Origin of the sequence: Paenibacillus nitricinens (assembly GCF_052056485.1) — a bacterium.
Lineage (GTDB): Bacteria > Bacillota > Bacilli > Paenibacillales > Paenibacillaceae > Paenibacillus_AQ > Paenibacillus_AQ nitricinens.
In genome coordinates this window covers 1,631,027-1,649,703 of sequence record NZ_CP183948.1, presented here as the reverse complement: position 1 = coordinate 1,649,703, position 18,677 = coordinate 1,631,027, and the positions used below count along the sequence as shown (strand labels likewise).

Below are 18,677 nucleotides of genomic sequence, written 5' to 3'. Positions count from 1 at the left end.
ATCCGTATGATCACAGCCTACATTGGATTTATCACAACTAAAAAAGCCCACCTTTTCGGTGAGCTTTTTTGGCTAATCTGATCTTAAATTATATCCAGCGGAACTTTCCAAGATGGTATTGGGAAGGCTTCATCAAGCTTCCATCTTTCTTCTTCACTTAGCGTAATTAAACCTGCAGAGGCATTCTCAATGACATGTTCACGAGAAGATGCTTTTGGAATCGTAATGATATCCTCTTCGCGAATCGTCCAAGCTAACATAATCTGAAGTGGTGTTACGTTATGAACACGGGCGATTTCCTGAACGACTTCACTCTCGACCACTCCTTTTCGGAGTGAACCTGCTTGAGCAAGCGGTGAGTAAGCCATTACCGGGATCTTGTGACTTCTCTGCCATGGCAGCAGTTCAGTTTCAATTCCTCTGGACCCTAGATGATATAGAATCTGATTGGTTGCACAATGAGTTCCCCCTTCAATACCAAGCAGCTCTTTCATATCGTCGATATCGAAATTGGATACACCCCATCTTGCTATTTTTCCTTGAGAGACCAGTTTCTCCATTCCTACAACAGTCTCTTCTAGTGGGATATCCCCCCGCCAATGCAGCAAATAAAGATCAAGATGATCCGTATTCAAGCGTTTCAAGCTTTCTTCACAGCTGCGGATAAGGCGCTCACTACCGGCATTATGCGGATAGACTTTTGACACCAAGAAAACTTGATCCCGAATGCCTTGGATAGCCTCACCCACTAAAAGCTCCGAGCGTCCGTCCCCATACATCTCAGCCGTATCTATTAAATCCATGCCTAGTTCCACGCCTAATCGCAGGGCAGCAATCTCTTCCTCCCTACGGGAATGGTCGTCACCCATATTCCAAGTTCCCTGCCCAATTCTGGGAAGTGACGTTCCATCTGGAAGCAGTATGCGGTTAGATTGGTTCATTTTTGTGATTTCAGCCAAATGTTCGATTGAATCCTTAGTCATATTAAAAATCCCCTTATTGAAGTATTGTATACTTACTTTATACGACCTATAAGAACCTTTCTAAACATCTGAATCGTGTCCAATTTATAACTAATCGCTCTTTTGAAGAGAAAAAGTAAAGAATGAATACTAAACTAAGCTATCAGCTTTAGTCCCACAGCGGCCCCCAGAATCATAATAATACAGACGATCCGGCGCCAGTCTTTGGCCTCTCCATACAATATCATCCCCAGAATCGCTCCGCCGGATGCGCCGATCCCCGTCCATACCGCATATGCTGTTCCCATCGGCAGACTCTTCATAGCTAAAGACAGAAACAGAAAACTTGCTCCGAAACCAAGAAAGAGCAGTGCGAACGACAAGAAATTCCGGTGTTTATTCAACCTATTAATCATAGCTACTCCAAACATTTCAAATAAACCAGCAACGACCAGAAATACCCATGCCATTTAAGACTCCCCCTTTACTTCGGCTTCTTTGGTCACCATTTTCAATCCTATAACGCCTGCCAGCAAAATAACCACCAGAACCAGCTTCATCAACTTGAACGGTTCTCCGAATAAAACCATGTCCGCAACTACTGTACCTGCAGTTCCTAGACCAACAAACACGGAGTATACTGTACCGACCGGCAATTTGGTACTCGCTGAAATCATCACATAGAAGCTTATTATTATAGCTACCACAGTTATCAGCCACTCCCACATCGTGGAGGCATGTTTTAAGCCAATGACCCACATGACCTCGAAAACAGCTGCACCAACTACCTTTAACCACTCTGAATTGTTGTTCTTCATTCCAAGCCCTCCTTCAATTCACTAACTTTATAATTGCCCACGAAACAAACAAATAAGCCCGGAAGGTCATCGTCATTTATAACGATACCTCCCGGGCTTTTATCCCTCCGTGTAAACACGAACGATGCTGTTCGTGCGTTTTCCCTCGGACCAGACCAGCTGTGCACCAGCTGCGGAACCCTAGAAAACAATAACTATTAAGTTACATCGTATGGTAGCAAATCGGGGTGATAAAATCAACCCTTTCTATATAAAATTCTGACCAGAATTATTGGTGAGTACATTACATTCCAAGCAATTAAATTTACATGCTTCTTCTGAAAGTGCCATATAGACAACAAAAAAGACACCTTGAGGGTGTCTTTCACTTTAATTCAATGCCTATAGAACGAGATGTGAACCAGAAAACCCACAATTCACCGACTTCTTTATTCGGCATTTGTAAGCTTCAGTACCTTCATCAATTGGTACAATAGCAACGCACTTTCTTGACGCTCAGTTTTCTTACCCGCCTGAAATTGAAATGGACTGTTCGTCGGCAATATTTCATTATCTTGGGCAATAACATAATAAGGCTTTACCCAATCCGGCAATTTATCAGGCAACACAGGTGAAGAGGTTTTATTTACTGTAGTGTCCGTTTTGCCATACTTCAGCGCGTTGACCAGCATAACAATCATCTCTTGATGCGTAATTTCTTGACTCGGGCGGAAATTCCCATCCGCAAAGCCGTTTATGAGGCCAGCGTCGACGGCTGCATTTACCTGCGACGAATACCAAACTCCATTCTTAACATCCTTAAAGCTTTTAGAAGCCTGAAGCTTCGGCATAATACCTAAGGCACGATTAAGCATGGCGGCAAATTCAGCACGCGTGACAACCGATTCTGCTTTGAAACTTCCATCAGAATAACCTTTAATGATACTTCGGTTAGCTAAAGCTAAGATACTGTCTTTAAATGGATTGCTGTTATTCAAATCATTAAATTGAGCATGGTTTTGAACAACAGTATATACAGAATTCCCCTTACGCTTCATAGTCACCTGCAAAACTCCATCCTTCCATTCCCAGGTGGTCGGAACAGGAACGTAGGTCTCAGTGACCAGATCATAAGTTAGACCTGTATAGACGGCCTTTGCATCTTGGTTTACGTTGAATTTCATCATATGACTGACATAATCAGAGAAACTGGAAAGAATGCGATCCTGACCGCTTCCAATCAGCTTAACCTGATACTCCATTGGATATCCCAACGTAATACTAGTAGAGTTGCTTAGTTGAGTAGTCAATTTGGCTTTGTAGTCGCTTGCAGCTTGAGCAATCGTAATGACGACCCTCTGCTCCGAACCACTGTACCCGGAAATTGCCGAGAACAATGAATTTACAGGAAGCTGAAGCTTGCCCGATGATGATTCCAGAATAAGTACAGCTTCCTTCGAGTTATTATTAATATTTGTTAACAAACTTAAATCTATCTGGAATTGGCTGCTCTGAGTTGCCGTTTTTTCATCAGCCTTAATAATGATTAACGGATTTTTCTTAAATTCAGGATCGTTCATTGCCTTTGAAATAAATTCAGCTGCTACTTCAGTCAAAGACGAGCGGGTTCCATCTATGTTTTCTTTGATTGTTGTTACTACCTTGGCACTGTCAGTAGGGACCGCACCCGTGCTGCCACCGCTATCAGTTCCACCGCCGCCAGTTCCACCGCCGCCAGTTCCGCCGCCACCAGTTCCGCCGCCACCAGTTCCTCCGCCACCAGTTCCTCCGCCACCAGTTCCGCCGCCGCCAGTTCCGCCGCCACCAGTTCCTCCGCCACCAGTTCCTCCGCCACCAGTTCCTCCGTCACCAGTGCCGCCGCCACCACCAGTTCCACCGCCACCAGTTCCTCCGCCACCAGTTCCTCCGTCACCAGTTCCGCCGCCGCCACCAGTTCCACCGCCACCAGTTCCGCCGCCACCAGTTCCGCCGCCGCTATCATTTGTAATAGGAGGTACAACGACTAAAGTCCCCATACTTTCAATTTTCTTAGATGATTGCCTAGTTATAAGGAGTTTCTCCCCCGGATATCCAATGTTAATAATAGTAATCGTAATAGTAGTCTTGTCCGGATCAACGATCCCGTAACCTAGTAAGCGGGTAAGTCGTTCATTGTAAACTCGAACGATATCTCCAGCAACCAGGTTATTCACAACGATGTTATCCGCTTGCACCTGGTATTTATGTACAGTAATGGACGATACCAGGATATCCGCTGTCACTTTATCTTCAAGTATTGCCCTGCTATAGAAAGGAGGAATGAAATCATCATTTTCCGTGAAAACACCGAGTGCTAAAGCTTCCTCCGGCACATTTCTTTCGGAAATAGTAAGAGAGTAACTCTTTTGCCCACCATTAACAATAGCGATGGCATCTCCAAGCGCACCTTCTTCGTTAATAAAATATAAGGAATAACGGGCACCTGGTAGTTCAGCTGTTCCAGGTTTCCATGTCACTGTACCTGTAAATATATTGATGTCCGAATTCGTATCTGTAATTGATAAGTCCACAGGCAGATAACTTGGTGCATCATAGATAGGGGCCGAAATATGAATATCAAGTGTCCCCTCACTGCCATAATTGTTAATACCGACAACCGGATAAAGCCCAATACTTACTGCTCCAGTCGGCAGGCTCGAATATGATATTTCATAAACTAAGAATGAATCCGTTGATAATTCTGAGTTCTTATATATTCCTACTTGCTTAAGTTTATTTCCATTCTGATCAAGATAATATGCGGCATAACCCGTAATCCCATCCTGATCAGCCGGAGGTTCAAAGGACAGATATCCGTCAATTATACCGGAGGTTAAATTTTCATCCACAAAAACAGCATTAGAAGGAAGGCGAGCCTCATTCATGACTGTCTGCATCTCTCCAAAGCTATGAAATTTATATAATCGGTTATTACTAGATATAAAAATAGTTTGATCTGTATCAACATATGCGTGTTGCATGTACATCAATAAATCATGAATTTTAGTAAAGCTGTCTCTGTCGTAGACGGCTCTGTTACTAAACACAAGACTGCCACGAGCATAAATAATTTTTTCTGGATAGGTTCCATATAATATGGATGTTTGGGTTGCATCGATCCTACGACTCCCATAATATAAATTGTTTTCATCCAGGAGGATATTGGAATTATAATAACCACTTTGTATCTCTTGTCTTTCATTTAACTTGAAATTTTGACTGTTATATTTATAGAGGGAGAAACTATCTACGCCATAGAGGATCTTTTGATCTAGGTCTAGTGTGTAACTGTCTGAATTATAAATCCCTGCACTTTTTTCATTGTACACCGCATCTGTAACATTGCTATAGACAGACGATGTCACGCTGATGCCACCATCAAATACCCCGCTATTATACAAAATCCGATTATTGTTATCAGGATAGACTTCAAACGGGAAGTGCTTAGTGGTGATTTTGGCAGTGGCTGCTTCTGATGGAATACCACCTTCCAAATCCATAATATTGATATGATTTTCACCCTTAAAGATGACATAAACTTTGTTATTGAAAATTTTTATGTCAGTTGGGTTTGAACCAATAAACATCTTCTTTACTACACTCAAATCTTCCTTATTGATAACAACAAGTTCATTGGTGCTTGCAACAATGGCATAAATATACGGAGACTTGTCCGTAGTAGCCCAATCCGTAATCATTTGATCGCTTTTAATAGAATAAGAATCCGTGGTAAGGTTTGCAGTTATTCTTTGTGGTATCGTAAGATCGATTCGACTAATCTTTTTTGCATCATCATACCAATTCTCTATGCCTCCAAGAAACGCATAGCCGTTCGAGTCGAGCAAAGCAAACCTTTTGTTAGAAGGAAATAGAACTAACGGAGTATATGTATATTTATCGTACACTCCTTGTGTAGTAAGAACATAGGCGTCAGATACATCCAAAATTACAGCTTCGAGATAAGTATAATCGTCATTCGTTCTTGAATAAGTACCAGTGGTCTCTATCAAATTCCTTTTATTGAACTGATGCCCACCAAAATATACGAATTGATCATCAATAAATATATGCTTGAGAGAAATAGAAGAGCCACCAATTTCCATATTGTCATCAATGTCCTGACTGAGTAATGCTCCGGTTTCAGCGTTTATAGCCTTGATCCCAGCATATGAGGATAATTCACCAACATAAAGTGTATTGGAAGACTCATCAACTGCTAGAGTAATATTATTCGTCATAAAATCAGTGAATAATAAGCTGCTCGTTCGAGTTACCTTATCATATTTGTAGATTTTCCCATCACCAGTCCCGTAGAAAAGATGAGTGGAAGTAGCAGCAACCGCATTAGGTACTGTTTTTGTTATGATTGTGTCCGAAATTTGTTGAGTGGAGAGGTTAACCGTTTTTATCATCGTCGCTCCGGAAAGCGCAATCTGCAAAGATTGCCCATCCTTTGCAATATAATAAGGGTTCGAACCTACATTCAGCGTTTTCTCAATCTTAAGATCACTAAGCCGAATAAAATAGAGATTATTTTCCGCACTAGAGATGGCATAGATATAACCTGCATTTTCATCTAATACCCAGTCCGTCAAATTAGCAGGAAGCTCGAGTTCTAGCGACGCCGGTGAGGAATCTGCACTGGCGGTGGGAACCCCAACTCCCAGTGAGTTAATCAGTAAAATAAATAATAAAAGTAAAATGAAATAATTCTTCCCCTGTTTCATGTGCGGCGCCCCTTGTATTTTTTTGTAATTCTAGCAAATTTGATAATACTATAGAATACCAATATTTTCTACTTCAATTTAGGACCCTGACCTCTTGACAGAGTTCGTAATCCAAAAATTAAACTATAAAGAAGCAGAGCCCTTGTAGAACATCTTCCCACAACACTGATAGCCAAGGCACTGAGATTGATTAACCATTGAGAACAAATCCATGCCGAGACTATTTTCCTCTTTTTGGTAGCATCAGCGAATCAAATCAACTAGCCTTCCACACTTTTTTAAATCCATTTTTTCAATATTATGGTACAATTTAAGAGAATACAGCTTATAATGAATAACTAGGAGGGCGATCTAATGGTCTTTGGGATACTGTTTATTGGAGTTATTGTATTTATAATCATACAATCCGTAGTTCGTAATGGTTCAAGCTCGAACAGCAACAGATTTGAGGGAAATAGACGTGATGATGCCGCCAGCATGTCTTTTATGGCAGCTAGCCATCCAGATCTGCTGGATCCAAATAATTCGAATCATTCTAATCATCATCAACACCATCACGGGGGTGGCTCCCATCACCATTCTGGGCATGACAGCGGTCATAGCTGGGGCGGGGATAGCGGGCACAGCAGCGGGGGAGATTTCGGTGGCGGAGATGCTGGTGGCGGTGGCGGATGTGATTAGAGTGTTACTCTATAACAAAAGGAAAGGGCATTCCTGATATTACTTCAGGAATGCCCTTTTTATGTTTAGTCCTCTTTTAATACGTCAAGAATCTTTCTTTGCGTCTGACTCAAAAACTTCTCAGCACCGTGCGGGTGTAGTGGTTCACTCCAAACAAATCCATCGCCTTCGTATCTAGGGATGATGTGCATATGATAGTGGGTCAAATCGTTAAACTTTCCGCCATTTTGGCAAATGCTTATGCCATCTGGTTCGAACAAAGTCTTCAGAACAACTGACAGCCTCTTCGCCCCGTCCATTATCGCATAGGAAGTCTCTGAGTCGATTTCTTCGAGATCCCAGTAATGCTTTTTAGGAAGGATCAGAGTATGCCCTTCATTAAACGGAGCTATATCTAGCACACAAGTAATAAATTCATTCTCATATACTACCTTTACGTTAGACTCAATTCCGTTAGCAATCCGACATCCCAAGCACTCCATATGTGCACACTCCATCCCATAATCAAAGGTCATCTCTATTATTGTTTAAATTCAAACCGGCTGAGAAGCACCTCGCCGTTAAAAACTACATAAACATCGCTAGTACCTGTCTCCACGGATACTTCGCCTTTCAATGTGCTCCACTGTTGCAGAACTCCACCAGAAGGGACGGTCACGGTTCCAGCCAGTTTCCCAGCTGCGCTTCCGGTTCTGATCTCAATGCTGCCACCTTTTGCGGAGGAGACCAGAGCTTCAATTGCTACTGCTCCATGATCGAACAATACGTCATTAAAAGCGATCCAAGCGCCCTCTTTTACCGGATATACCGAAGCCCCGCCTGCTTTGCATTCGTCCAGATATACACCTTCGTAGTCATCATAGTTCTCTGCTTTGGTGTTGTTATATAAATTCCGGGAAGGAATGATGTCCCCTTTCACCGTTACTACTGAAGATAATTTAATATCAGCAGAAGAACGACCAATCAGAATCGTGTATTCTCCATTTTCGACGCAATATTGCTCACGTGTGACATCCCAGAATGCCAGCTCGGAGACTGGTAGAACAAACTCTATTGTACGCGATTGACCTGCGGCGATACTCACTTTTTCAAAGCCTTTCAACTGTTTAATCGGACGTTTAACCCGGGAATTCAAAGCTTGCACAAATAACTGAACAACCTCATCCCCATCAACTGCTCCAGTATTATCCACTTGGACGGAAATGTTAAGCCTATCTTCTTGCTGCAGTTCTTTTGTGTTCAAATTTAGATTCTTGTAATTCACTTCAGCATAACTTAGGCCGTGACCAAAAGGATACAATGGCTTACCGTCAAAGTACATATAGGTTCGTTTACCTTTGATAATATCATAATCCATCAGCTCAGGCAGCTGCTCCACAGAACGGAACCAAGTCATATTCAGTTTGCCGGAAGGACTGTAATCTCCGAACAACACTTCTGCAACCGCATTGCCCAGCTCTTGTCCACTGTGGGATGTATACAAAACTGCCGGGATATTCTCGTCAATCCAAGTGGATGAAATCGGATAACTGCCGACAATAACTACCACTGTATTCGGATTCGCTTCATAGACTGCTTTGACCAGGCGCTCCTGCTCCTCTGGAAGCACAATATCGGGTCTGTCGATTTCTTCTTTTCCGTTAAGAAGTGGATGATTACCGACAAAAACCACTGCCACTTCAGCTGCTTTGGCAGCTTCTACCGCAGCGTCCAGTCCGTTTGTAACGATGTTCTTTTTAAAAAGACGAGCGTCCGCACTTGCATCCTGATCAGCAACCTGCAGCTTGCCATCCTCCGGATTTACGGAGATCAGTTTGTCATTCCAAGTCCGCAAAGATACCGTATCCTTGGTTTCAGGTACGATGTTAATGGATTCTTTTACAAACCACCCGTAAATTTCGTCCGCAGATGCTGTAAGAGTCTCCGATTCGCTTAAAGTTACATATTGTCCACGACTCGTCGCCTTCAGCGTATTACTGGTCCAGCCCCATGCCGTATGTTGAAACAATTCTCCGTGCTCTGTCGTATCATGCTGAACAGCCAGCCTTCCGTCCTCGCCCGTAATTCCAATGGCTTGACCGCTTGCGGCTGAGGTAAGAATGATCTGATCTGCGCCACTCTCAAAAGTAACGTGTTTACCAGGCAGCTTTTTGCTAACACCCTGCAGCGGAGTCACTCCATAAGGTAATGTGCCGGAATACCAGTCTCTGAATGCTTCATCACCAAGCGGACCAATAATCGCCACTTTGTTTAATTCGGTCTTATTCAATGGCAAAGTAGCTTGCTCATTCTTCAGCAGCACAATGGATTGTTTGGCAGCTTCCATGGACAGTGCGGCATGTTTTTTGTTAAGAATAACGGAATCGTCGATTGCTGCGTATGGGTTCCCTTCAGCCGGGTCAAACTCTCCCAGACGGAAACGAACTCTAAATGTGTTAGTTAGTGCACGATCCATATCTTCCTCTACTAGTAGGCCTTGGTCTAGTGCTTCATGAAGAACCTTGATCGTCTCTTCGGTTTCTTCTGTTACGCTGTCAATTCCGTTTTTGATAGACTCAGCCATCGACTGTGCAAATGATTCATAATACTTATGATCCTTCACAATCCCAAAAAGATCGCCGGCATCACTTACGATAAAACCGTCCATGTCCCATTCGCCTTTGACAACATCCATCACTGCTGGGTGAAGAATAACAGGCACGCCATTCACCGAGTTATAAGCGGTCATCATGGACTGTGCGCCTCCTTCTTGAAAAGCAGGCTTAAATGCTTCCAGATAATACTCGCGCATATTTCTCGGGTCGATGCTGGCGGAACAGTTTCCTCGTTCGATCTCGTTGTTGTTCCCTAGGAAGTGCTTAAGCGTTGCGACCGCTTTCAAATACACCGGGTGATCGCCTTGGATTCCTTGAACAAGAGATGTACTGAGTTGTCCAGTTAATTCTGGATCTTCACCGTAAGCTTCTTCCGTTCTACCCCACCGCGGGTCACGCTCCATATCCACCGTTGGTGCCCATAACGTCAGGCCATTCACCGTTGGATTCTTTTTGTAAAATGCTCTTGCTTCATCTCCAATGGCCGAGCCGATTTCCTTCATTAGCTCTGGGTTCCAGGTACAAGCCAGTCCGCTCGGCTGAGGAAAAGAGGTCGCTTTTCCAAGCCAGGAGATTCCGTGTGCCGCTTCTGTACCGTGTTTATACGCTCCAACGCCTAAACGCTCTATGGCCGCTTGGTACTGAGGGATCAGACTTACTTTTTCATCTAGCGTTAATCTGGAGATCAAATCCTGCACTCGGTCATTTAAGGGTAAATCAATCTGTTGAAATGGATATTTAGATGTCACTGTTTCCATCAAAATCGCTCCTTCGATTCAAGTTGATAGCGGTTTCATATGTTCTCGAGGTAGTTATCTGTGTTTAACACAAATCTGGTCTATCAACCTAATCATAGAAGATTAGCTCGATAAGTAACACCTTAACAATCTAAGCGAAAATCAGGTCAAAATTAGAGATTTATGGGGGGCTTCGCTCGCCCGTATCCATAAGTGAAAGTACGAGTTAGGGCCGGGGGCTGATTTAGGGCAATTGTGCCTTCCTTTCGCCGGATTCCTGCCTTTTAGGCGATATCCAAGGCATTTGTGCCTTCCTTTTGCCGGATTCCAGCCTTTTAGGCGATATCCAAGGCATTTGTGCCTTCTTTTTGCCTGATTCCAGCCTTTTAGGCGATATCCAAGGCATTTGTGCCTTCCTTTTGCCTGATTCCAGCCTTTTAGGCGATATCCAAGGCATTTGTGCCTTCCTTTTGCCTGATTCCAGCCTTTTAGGCGATATCCAAGGCATTTATGCCTTCCTTTCGCCGGATTCCTGCCTTTTAGGCGATATCCAAGGAATTTGTGCCTTCCTTTTGCCTGATTCCAGCCTTTTAGTCGATATCCAAGGCATTTAGTTACCTCACCATAGCTGAAAATCCTTGAAAGAATGGATATATTCATATCTGCAAACTATGCCACTCTCTTGAGAAACTATGGGGAAAAACTTTCCTTTATCGCAGAGAGCACTCAACCCTTTTTTAGCCGTCCGTGGGTGAATCCCAAGCTCCCTCACCAAATCAACCGGCCGGATGCACCCATTCGAACGCACAGCAATCCGTAAAATATCACGTTCCAGTCGGCTAAACTCCCTTTTCTCCTCCATCTTCACAGCGAGGTACGGCATCAGCAATGGTCTTAACAAAGTAATCGTAAGTTCAGGACTCGCATCCAGATCATCATAAGGAATAGCGACCACCCGATAACCCGCGATTTGCAGATAAGTCTCTCGATTCAGCTCCTGCCTGTAGCGCGTTCGGTCTGTATTTTGCACATGTGGGCCGTAGCCCTTTACTTCAAATGCAAACTTAACCTGTCCAGGCTTCCACACAAAATCAACAAAGTAGGACTTGCTACGCCAATCCACCACTTCATATTCAGGATGAAGGTCATTGAAATGCCCCATCATAGGCCACCATACTTTCTCCAAAAACATCCGCTCACCATGGCCATGTCCCCGCTCCAATCTCCCCCGACGTTCTCCTGTTCTTCGACTAATATGATCCTCCACCCACTTACGATGCTCTTCCGCAAATCCCATACTTTACACTCCTCCTTGGCATAAAAAAATCCCGCACCCAATATGGGTACGGGACGTGCTTCATCCTATTACTCAAAAGTATAGTATTCACTTTCTAATACTGTCAATAACACTCAACAGCCAACACTAGATCCAGCTAAATAAAACTTATCCAGCAAAAAAGCTAATTAGTTTAAAGTACGTAGCGATAAAGTAAGGTCAGCTAAGTTAGCTCACTACAGCAGTTCAGTTACAGTAAGTTAAATTAGTGCTAACTAACCTAGTTAGCACAGTTAGAGTAATCCATCTACATTTGCCTCACCATAGCATTCAGTTCCATTAAAAAAGCTAATTGGTTTAAGTACGTTAAAGCTACCTCAGGTGAACTATGCTCAGTACGAAATCCCCTAAAGCCTACCGTCGACTCAACTTCCCATCCCAGCTGCTTACCCCACCCTGCAAATGTGCAAGCCGAGTATACCCCTGCTTACTCAGAATCGACGCTGCGCTTTTGCTTCGCATACCGCTGCGGCAGTAGAGTAACACATCCCGATCCTTCGGGATCTCACCGAGCCGCTTTTCCAACTGAGACAGCGGGATGTTTTTCGCCCCCGCAATAAATCCACTCTTGTATTCATCCGGTTCACGGACATCGATCAGCAGCTTATTTTTGGATTGCTCCAATTCGCTACGAAACTCTACCACCTTCAAGGTTCTTACCCTAACATTTACACTTTCGTTTTTGCCAAATCCGAGACGGGACATTAATGAGCTTAAATCCATTATCCTTCACAACAACCTTTCACCGAAATGTCGGAGAGTGTTCTTTTACTTCCTAAAAAATCACCATTTACCGTATATAACTTTCGAAAGCCCTGCTTATAAAGAATTCTCGCAGCTTTGTTTCTTTTATAGTAACTATCAGCAAGAATTAGAATCGAATCGTCCGGAGATAGACAGTGCTGCCAGACATAGGCTAACCGCCCGATCGATATATTTATCGAGCCACGGATATTTTCCTTCTCATAATCTACAGCATCCCTCACATCGAGCATTTTCATATCCAATGTTTGATCTGCTAATTCGCGAACGTCGCGGGCTTCTACATAGGAGAGTGAGCGCACTGGCCAAACGGAACGTAAGAACCTTACAATACTAAAAGCAATTAATATACTTAGTAGGATCCTAAACACCATATTCATGCGATTACCCCCGTACCAAAAAATCATCCGTCCAACCACTTAATCCACCCATCATATTCACAACATTATATCCCTTTTCGCTCAGCAACTCACACGCCAGTCCACTTCGACCACCACTTAGACACATCACAATCATCTCTTCATTAGGATCTAGTTCATCTATACGCATTAACAGCTGTCCAATCGGAATATGCTTAGCACCAATCACATGTCCTTCCACATATTCAGCGGGTTCACGTACATCCAGCAGCGTAGGAGTCTCTCCATTCTTCAGAAGTTCCGCGACTTGCTGCGGGGTAATTTCCTTTGAAATTTTAAAAGACATCGAGCATCTCTCCTTCTCTTTTTTAAAAAATAACTTGATTTTCATATCACTATATCATAATATTACGATATAAGGATATTGTAAAGCGAGGAGTTCATAACCATGGACAAAAATTTCAAAGCCTATAACCAAACCGCCGAAACCTTAAAGGCTATCGCTCATCCCGTTCGCTTGTGCATCATTAAAGGATTGCTTGAAAAAGGCAGCTGCAACGTTAGTTTTATGCAGGACTGTCTCGACCTTCCACAATCTACGGTATCCCAACATTTGCAGAAGCTTAGATCGCTTGGCATTGTGGAGACCGAACGTAATGGACTTGAAATTAACTATTCTGTGAAAGACGAGAAGATCAAACATTTAATTCAGCTATTTCTTGGGGAGGAATAAATCATCATGAGTAAAAAAGTACTGATTGTCGGTGGAGTTGCAGGAGGCGCATCAGCGGCCGCCAGGCTTCGGAGATTAGATGAAGAGGCTCATATCGTTATGTTTGAGCGTGATCCATACATTTCTTTTGCTAATTGCGGACTACCTTATTATATCGGAGGTTCCATTCAGGATCGCTCCAAGCTGCTGGTTCAGACACCTGAGGCGATGCATAAACGTTTTAACATCGATGTTCGGATTGAAAGCGAAGTGGTGTCTATCGACCCTGTAAACAAGAAAGTACGAGTGGAAAGCAAGGAACGCGGTTCCTATGAAGAGAGTTATGATGCGCTTATTTTATCGCCAGGCGCTAAACCGATTCGTCCGAATTTACCTGGTATCGAGAACTCCAAAATTCACATGCTTCGTAACATTCCCGACACTGACAAAATCAAAACCAAAGTCGCTGCCGAAGGTACTCGTTCCGCCGTTGTGATCGGTGGTGGGTTTATCGGTGTTGAAATGGCTGAGAACTTGAGAGAAGCTGGACTGGAAGTTTCCTTAATTGAGGCAGGCCCGCAAATCTTAGCTCCTTTCGATACCGAAATGTCTTCTATTTTGGCAAAAGAGCTCGACGAGCATGGCGTTAATCTTATTTTTTCGGATATGGTCCAAGGGTTTGCAGAAGTTGGCGAACAAATAGAAGTTCAATTAGCGAGTGGCACTGTGCTGCAAAGTGATATGGTTCTGCTGGCTATCGGCGTTTCGCCGGATACCTCTTTCCTGAAGGATAGTGGTTTAGAGTTCGGTCCACGCGGGCATATCTTGGTCAACGAGCGCATGGAAACAAATTTGGATCAGGTATACGCAGTTGGTGACGCGGTCGAGGTGGTTGATTTCGTAAACGGAACTAAAACCGCCATTCCACTAGCAGGCCCTGCCAATAAGCAAGGACGGATTGCAGCGGACAACGTTAGCGGTCTAGGTACGACTTACAAAGGCTCCCAAGGAACTTCTATCATTAAAGTATTTGGTGTGACAGGTGCTTCTACCGGTAATAATGAAAAAACACTTCAGCGTTTAGGCTTACCTTATCACGTGATTTACGTACATCCAAGCTCTCATGCAACTTATTATCCGGGGGCAACTCCAATATCAATGAAGCTGATTTTTGATCCAAAAGGTACGGTGCTCGGTGCACAAGCTGTTGGTTATAGTGGAGTAGATAAACGTATCGACGATATCGCTACAGTGATTCGTTTTAGAGGTACGGTTACTGATTTAACGGAATTGGAGCTTTCTTATGCCCCTCCTTACTCTTCCGCTAAAGATCCAGTGAATATGGCTGGCTTTGCCGCTGAAAATATTTTGAAAGGTATGACCACAGTATTCGTTCCTAAGGATTTAGAAGGTCGTGACAACAACAATACCATTTTAGTTGACGTACGTTCGGAAATCGAGCATGCCAACGGCCATATTGAAGGCTCTAGTAACATCCCTGTAGATGATCTGCGTGGTCGTCTAGCCGAGCTTGACCCTAGTAAAGAAATTTGGGTGTATTGCCAAGTTGGACTTAGAGGCTATACCGCTTCCCGGATTTTGCAGCAAAAGGGTTTCCGTGTGAAGAATCTGGCCGGAGGCTATAAGACATATCAACTGAGTAATTATTCGCCTAAAAAAAAAGATAGTTTGACGCCAAACGCAGGTATTTCAGCAGCCCGTAAAGAAATCGCAGCAACGGGAGCACCGACGGGAACTGACACTAGCAATGGTACTGGGACTAGCACTGCTGCAGCCAATACCAACGCTACAGCTTTCGCATCCAACTCCAGCGTATCTGTATCCGCCACTGCCAACCAAGAATGGAATCTAACACCTGATTCCGTACTTGATGCTTGCGGCCTATGCTGCCCTGGGCCGTTGATCCAAGTCAAAATGAGCATGGACCCGCTCTTGGACGGCCAAGTCTTAAAGGTAACGGCTTCCGATCCAGGATTCTATGAAGATATCAAGGCATGGGCTCGTATGTCTAAGCACACGCTTTTGCAATTAACGAAGCTGCCTACGGGCATGATCGAAGCTTATCTGTGCAAAGGATTGAGCGAAGAATCCGCAGTAGCAGGATCACAACCCGTCCAAACTAGTAACGCAAGTACGATGGTTGTGTTCAGCGGGGATTTGGATAAAGCGATCGCTTCCTTCATCATTGCTAATGGAGCAGCCTCCAGCGGCAAAAAAGTAACGATGTTCTTTACCTTCTGGGGCTTAAACATTATCCGCAAGGATGAGAAAGTACCTGTGAACAAAAATTTCATCGGCAAAATGTTCGGAGCGATGATGCCACGTGGCAGTCGGAAGCTAACACTTTCGAATATGAACATGATGGGTATGGGCTCCAAAATGATCCGCTCTGTAATGAAGAACAATAATGTCTCATCTTTGGAAGAATTGATTCAAATGGCTGTCGACCAAGGCGTCGAGATCGTTGCCTGCCAAATGTCTATGGATCTTATGGGCATCACCCGTGAAGAACTTATCGACGGCGTGGGAATTGGCGGCGTTGGGTATTACCTCGGTCAAGCCGATCAATCTAGTCATAATCTATTTATCTAAATACCTTAACACCGCAAAAAGACTCCTCTATTTATATAGAAGAGTCTTTTTTACTTATCAAATAAGAAGGTTAAGAAGCATTCTAGTCTCATTATATGATCACCTGACAAAATTGATAGGATACGGTTCACGATCCAGAAAAACGACATTTCTATTGTGTTAGTCGGCGTGGATCATTCCATCCTTCTGTACCATTGTCCATCACTCGCCGACGTTTCCGTAATATAAGCCCCTTCCAAATCGGTTACAGCTTCGGGTAAGACAAGGCACTTACGAGGTTCATTATCCGGGTAAAGACGGAGCAAGAACTGTTCTCCCCCATCAGTTAAAATGCGGAAGGTGACATGTTCGGATACATCATTTTAATAGTCATGCAGTCATGAGGATAGCTGTAGTGATAAAGTTATGAATATTAATAGAATTTTCTCTTTTGGTCCTCATATAAAAAATAGGGAATCCACTGCACTTTGGCTTGGAATTCCCTACTTTTCAAATTTAATTAGTTTCTTCTACAAGTGGAATTGTAACCGGATCTATGACATTAGTATAAGTGCCATTACCAAGCTGGGCCAATCCATTGTAACCCCAAGTCAGCAAGGTTCCCTCCTCGCTAACCGCACCGCCGCTCATATACCCTGCACTAATAGTGACGATGCGACTGCCAATATCGAGCTTAGACGCGATGGAACGCTCCGACTCGGTTCCGCCACCGAGCTGGCCCTCGTTGTTCGCTCCCCATATCCATACGGTTCCGTCGCTCTTCAGCGCCATACTATGCAAGGCGCCAGCGGATACGCTGATCACTGAACCCAGATCCACCGCTTGAGCGGGAGTATAATGATCTTCGGATGTCCCATCACCCAAGATCCCCTTGACGTTCGTTCCCCAGCTCCATACAGTTCCGTCCTTTTTCACTGCCATACTGTGATAGAAGCCGGCAGATACGGACGCAACGCCGCTTAATTCAGCAACCTGCACGGGAGTCGCGCGGTCGGTCTTTGTGTTATCACCGAGTTGACCATACGCATTGAACCCCCAGGCGTAAACCTGACCATCGCGGCTAACCGCTAGATTATGAAAGGCTCCGGCCGAGATCGATACGATAGACTCCAAGCCTGCAACCTGCACTGGGAATGCGCTATCCTCGGTGGTCCCATCTCCAAGCTGCCCATATGCGTTAAGTCCCCACGCCCACACCGTTCCATCGGACAATAACGCCAACGAATGCTGCTCACCCGCTTGAACCGCTAAGACATGCGCCAATCCAGGCACTTGCTGCGGCACGAGCTGGGACTCCAACGTACCATTACCCAGCTGGCCCACACTATTGCCTCCCCACGTCCAAACCGTTCCGTCCGTCGCGAGTGCGATAGAATGGTCTTGTCCAACGGATGCGGTGCTTATCTCCGGCAAACCAACAATCCGCACAGGCTTATTACGAGCAATGGTCGTACTATCACCGAGCTGGCCTTTCCTATTATTGCCCCAAGCCCATACGGTACCCTCCGACTGTACAGTCAATGTATGGAAGGAATTCCCGTTGCCCATGCTCATAACCGGACCAACCATACTTACATCATCAAGTGTACTAACCTTCAACTCGTTGCTAAAAGCCGATTTGTTCCCCGCTTCGTCTATAGCTTGTACAAAAAAGATGTACTCCTTTCCAGCCTTTAAGTTGACGGCCGTGTAGACTGTTGTGCTTACTGTTACTTCTGCCAACTGATCGGAGTCCTGATATAGAACATACTCCGCAACTCCGACATTATCCTCGGATGAACTCCATGCCAAGCTAATACTATCCGATGTGCGACCGATAAGACTTAACTCGGGTGTACTCGGCGGTTCTTGATCGGCTAAAGGGAGTTCCTCTTCCTCCGTTGTCGGAGGTTGTGGTTCCGCTGGAAGCGTACTTGCGATTAAAGGGAGGCTTGTTTTGGACATAGGTCCGGATAAATTTATCGCTTGGACCGTAAATGTATAGCTCCGGTCGGAAGCTAATCCCTTCACCGTATACTCCGTTAATCCGCCTGAATCGAAGGTGTAGACCACATCGGTCACGCTAGAATTAATCTGCTCCACTAGACTTACCTTATAACTCACAGCGGAGTCAGAGCTTCCCGCTACGGCATCCCAAGTCAGGCCGATGCTTGTGGAGGTTGTACCGCTAACTGCCAGATTCGCCGGTGCAGCCAGCAGCTTTACCTGTTCAAAAGAGCGTCCCTTTGCATACCCCACAGACGGAAATTGAATGACGAATGGAAATATAAGAACTAACACCAACAGTAAGCTCAATCTTTTTATCGAAACTAGCTTCCTTGCCATATTTAATCACTTCCTATCACACAAAATGGATGG

At 44.4% G+C, this 18,677-nt stretch carries 15 protein-coding genes and 1 riboswitch; of the genes, 4 read left to right on the top strand and 11 right to left on the bottom strand.

The window, feature by feature from the left end:
• Positions 1-83 precede the first annotated feature (83 nt).
• The 4 genes from ACN6KS_RS07370 to ACN6KS_RS07355 form a co-directional block, all read right to left on the bottom strand.
• Positions 84-983: an aldo/keto reductase gene (locus tag ACN6KS_RS07370; RefSeq protein ID WP_440961696.1), complete on the bottom strand. Its 900-nt coding sequence runs from the start codon at positions 981-983 to the stop codon at positions 84-86.
• A gap of 134 nt (positions 984-1,117) precedes the next feature.
• Positions 1,118-1,432: a DMT family transporter gene (locus ACN6KS_RS07365; protein WP_042125359.1), complete on the bottom strand. Its 315-nt coding sequence runs from the start codon at positions 1,430-1,432 to the stop codon at positions 1,118-1,120.
• Positions 1,433-1,780: a DMT family transporter gene (locus ACN6KS_RS07360; protein WP_094878351.1), complete on the bottom strand. Its 348-nt coding sequence runs from the start codon at positions 1,778-1,780 to the stop codon at positions 1,433-1,435.
• An 86-nt stretch (positions 1,781-1,866) separates the two neighbouring features.
• A riboswitch (guanidine-I (ykkC/yxkD leader) is annotated at positions 1,867-1,975 on the bottom strand.
• Between the two features lie 233 nt (positions 1,976-2,208).
• The gene (locus ACN6KS_RS07355) at positions 2,209-6,525 is read right to left on the bottom strand and encodes an S-layer homology domain-containing protein (RefSeq protein ID WP_440961695.1); all 4,317 of its coding nucleotides are present in this window, start codon (positions 6,523-6,525) and stop codon (positions 2,209-2,211) included.
• Between the two features lie 354 nt (positions 6,526-6,879).
• Between ACN6KS_RS07355 and ACN6KS_RS07350 the strand changes: the two genes are divergently transcribed.
• A complete protein-coding gene (locus ACN6KS_RS07350; protein WP_440961694.1) occupies positions 6,880-7,206 on the top strand; it encodes a hypothetical protein in 327 nt (108 codons plus the stop codon).
• A 65-nt stretch (positions 7,207-7,271) separates the two neighbouring features.
• Here the strand turns inward: ACN6KS_RS07350 and ACN6KS_RS07345 are convergent, their stop codons facing one another.
• Positions 7,272-7,688, bottom strand: a complete 417-nt coding sequence (locus tag ACN6KS_RS07345) for an HIT family protein (RefSeq protein ID WP_094874777.1) — start codon at positions 7,686-7,688, stop codon at positions 7,272-7,274.
• A 38-nt stretch (positions 7,689-7,726) separates the two neighbouring features.
• Entirely contained in the window at positions 7,727-10,558 is a 2,832-nt protein-coding gene (locus ACN6KS_RS07340; protein WP_440961693.1) for a glycoside hydrolase family 3 C-terminal domain-containing protein, read from the bottom strand.
• Positions 10,559-10,854: 296 nt separating this feature from the next.
• Between ACN6KS_RS07340 and ACN6KS_RS07335 the strand changes: the two genes are divergently transcribed.
• Positions 10,855-11,151: a hypothetical protein gene (locus ACN6KS_RS07335; RefSeq protein WP_440961692.1), complete on the top strand. Its 297-nt coding sequence runs from the start codon at positions 10,855-10,857 to the stop codon at positions 11,149-11,151.
• 5 nt (positions 11,152-11,156) lie between these two features.
• Here the strand turns inward: ACN6KS_RS07335 and ACN6KS_RS07330 are convergent, their stop codons facing one another.
• The 4 genes from ACN6KS_RS07330 to ACN6KS_RS07315 all read right to left on the bottom strand — a co-directional run bounded on the left by ACN6KS_RS07330 (position 11,157) and on the right by ACN6KS_RS07315 (position 13,340).
• A complete protein-coding gene (locus ACN6KS_RS07330; protein WP_440961691.1) occupies positions 11,157-11,834 on the bottom strand; it encodes a hypothetical protein in 678 nt (225 codons plus the stop codon).
• Between the two features lie 393 nt (positions 11,835-12,227).
• Positions 12,228-12,596, bottom strand: a complete 369-nt coding sequence (locus ACN6KS_RS07325) for a rhodanese-like domain-containing protein (protein WP_440961690.1) — start codon at positions 12,594-12,596, stop codon at positions 12,228-12,230.
• Positions 12,596-13,015: a rhodanese-like domain-containing protein gene (locus tag ACN6KS_RS07320; protein WP_440961689.1), complete on the bottom strand. Its 420-nt coding sequence runs from the start codon at positions 13,013-13,015 to the stop codon at positions 12,596-12,598. The genes ACN6KS_RS07325 and ACN6KS_RS07320 overlap by 1 nt, the downstream gene beginning before the upstream one ends.
• A gap of 4 nt (positions 13,016-13,019) precedes the next feature.
• Complete coding sequence (locus ACN6KS_RS07315; protein WP_440961688.1) at positions 13,020-13,340, bottom strand: rhodanese-like domain-containing protein; 321 nt, start codon at positions 13,338-13,340, stop codon at positions 13,020-13,022.
• A 102-nt stretch (positions 13,341-13,442) separates the two neighbouring features.
• On the opposite strand from ACN6KS_RS07315, the gene ACN6KS_RS07310 reads away from it, so the two are divergent.
• Positions 13,443-13,727 (top strand): ArsR/SmtB family transcription factor, encoded by a 285-nt coding sequence (locus ACN6KS_RS07310; protein ID WP_036675735.1) that lies wholly within the window; start codon positions 13,443-13,445, stop codon positions 13,725-13,727.
• A 6-nt stretch (positions 13,728-13,733) separates the two neighbouring features.
• Positions 13,734-16,319 carry an FAD-dependent oxidoreductase gene (locus tag ACN6KS_RS07305; RefSeq protein ID WP_440961687.1) on the top strand — a complete coding sequence of 862 codons (2,586 nt, stop codon included), beginning with the start codon at positions 13,734-13,736 and terminating at the stop codon, positions 16,317-16,319.
• A gap of 495 nt (positions 16,320-16,814) precedes the next feature.
• Here ACN6KS_RS07305 and ACN6KS_RS07300 read toward each other — a convergent pair whose 3' ends face one another.
• On the bottom strand, positions 16,815-18,644 hold the full coding sequence (locus ACN6KS_RS07300; protein ID WP_440961686.1) for an RCC1 domain-containing protein: 1,830 nt from the start codon (positions 18,642-18,644) through the stop codon (positions 16,815-16,817).
• Positions 18,645-18,677 lie beyond the last annotated feature (33 nt).

What these genes read in the sequence shown, in the direction of transcription:
- ACN6KS_RS07345 (WP_094874777.1), bottom strand. Translation starts at nt 7,688, where the DNA reads ATGGAGTGCTTGGGATGTCGGATTGCTAACGGAATTGAGTCTAACGTA.
- ACN6KS_RS07330 (WP_440961691.1), bottom strand. Translation starts at nt 11,834, where the DNA reads ATGGGATTTGCGGAAGAGCATCGTAAGTGGGTGGAGGATCATATTAGT.
- ACN6KS_RS07310 (WP_036675735.1), top strand. Translation starts at nt 13,443, where the DNA reads ATGGACAAAAATTTCAAAGCCTATAACCAAACCGCCGAAACCTTAAAG.
- ACN6KS_RS07300 (WP_440961686.1), bottom strand. Translation starts at nt 18,644, where the DNA reads ATGGCAAGGAAGCTAGTTTCGATAAAAAGATTGAGCTTACTGTTGGTG.
- ACN6KS_RS07350 (WP_440961694.1), top strand. Translation starts at nt 6,880, where the DNA reads ATGGTCTTTGGGATACTGTTTATTGGAGTTATTGTATTTATAATCATA.
- ACN6KS_RS07320 (WP_440961689.1), bottom strand. Translation starts at nt 13,015, where the DNA reads ATGAATATGGTGTTTAGGATCCTACTAAGTATATTAATTGCTTTTAGT.
- ACN6KS_RS07365 (WP_042125359.1), bottom strand. Translation starts at nt 1,432, where the DNA reads ATGGCATGGGTATTTCTGGTCGTTGCTGGTTTATTTGAAATGTTTGGA.
- ACN6KS_RS07355 (WP_440961695.1), bottom strand. Translation starts at nt 6,525, where the DNA reads ATGAAACAGGGGAAGAATTATTTCATTTTACTTTTATTATTTATTTTA.
- ACN6KS_RS07360 (WP_094878351.1), bottom strand. Translation starts at nt 1,780, where the DNA reads ATGAAGAACAACAATTCAGAGTGGTTAAAGGTAGTTGGTGCAGCTGTT.
- ACN6KS_RS07325 (WP_440961690.1), bottom strand. Translation starts at nt 12,596, where the DNA reads ATGGATTTAAGCTCATTAATGTCCCGTCTCGGATTTGGCAAAAACGAA.
- ACN6KS_RS07315 (WP_440961688.1), bottom strand. Translation starts at nt 13,340, where the DNA reads ATGTCTTTTAAAATTTCAAAGGAAATTACCCCGCAGCAAGTCGCGGAA.
- ACN6KS_RS07305 (WP_440961687.1), top strand. Translation starts at nt 13,734, where the DNA reads ATGAGTAAAAAAGTACTGATTGTCGGTGGAGTTGCAGGAGGCGCATCA.
- ACN6KS_RS07370 (WP_440961696.1), bottom strand. Translation starts at nt 983, where the DNA reads ATGACTAAGGATTCAATCGAACATTTGGCTGAAATCACAAAAATGAAC.
- ACN6KS_RS07340 (WP_440961693.1), bottom strand. Translation starts at nt 10,558, where the DNA reads ATGGAAACAGTGACATCTAAATATCCATTTCAACAGATTGATTTACCC.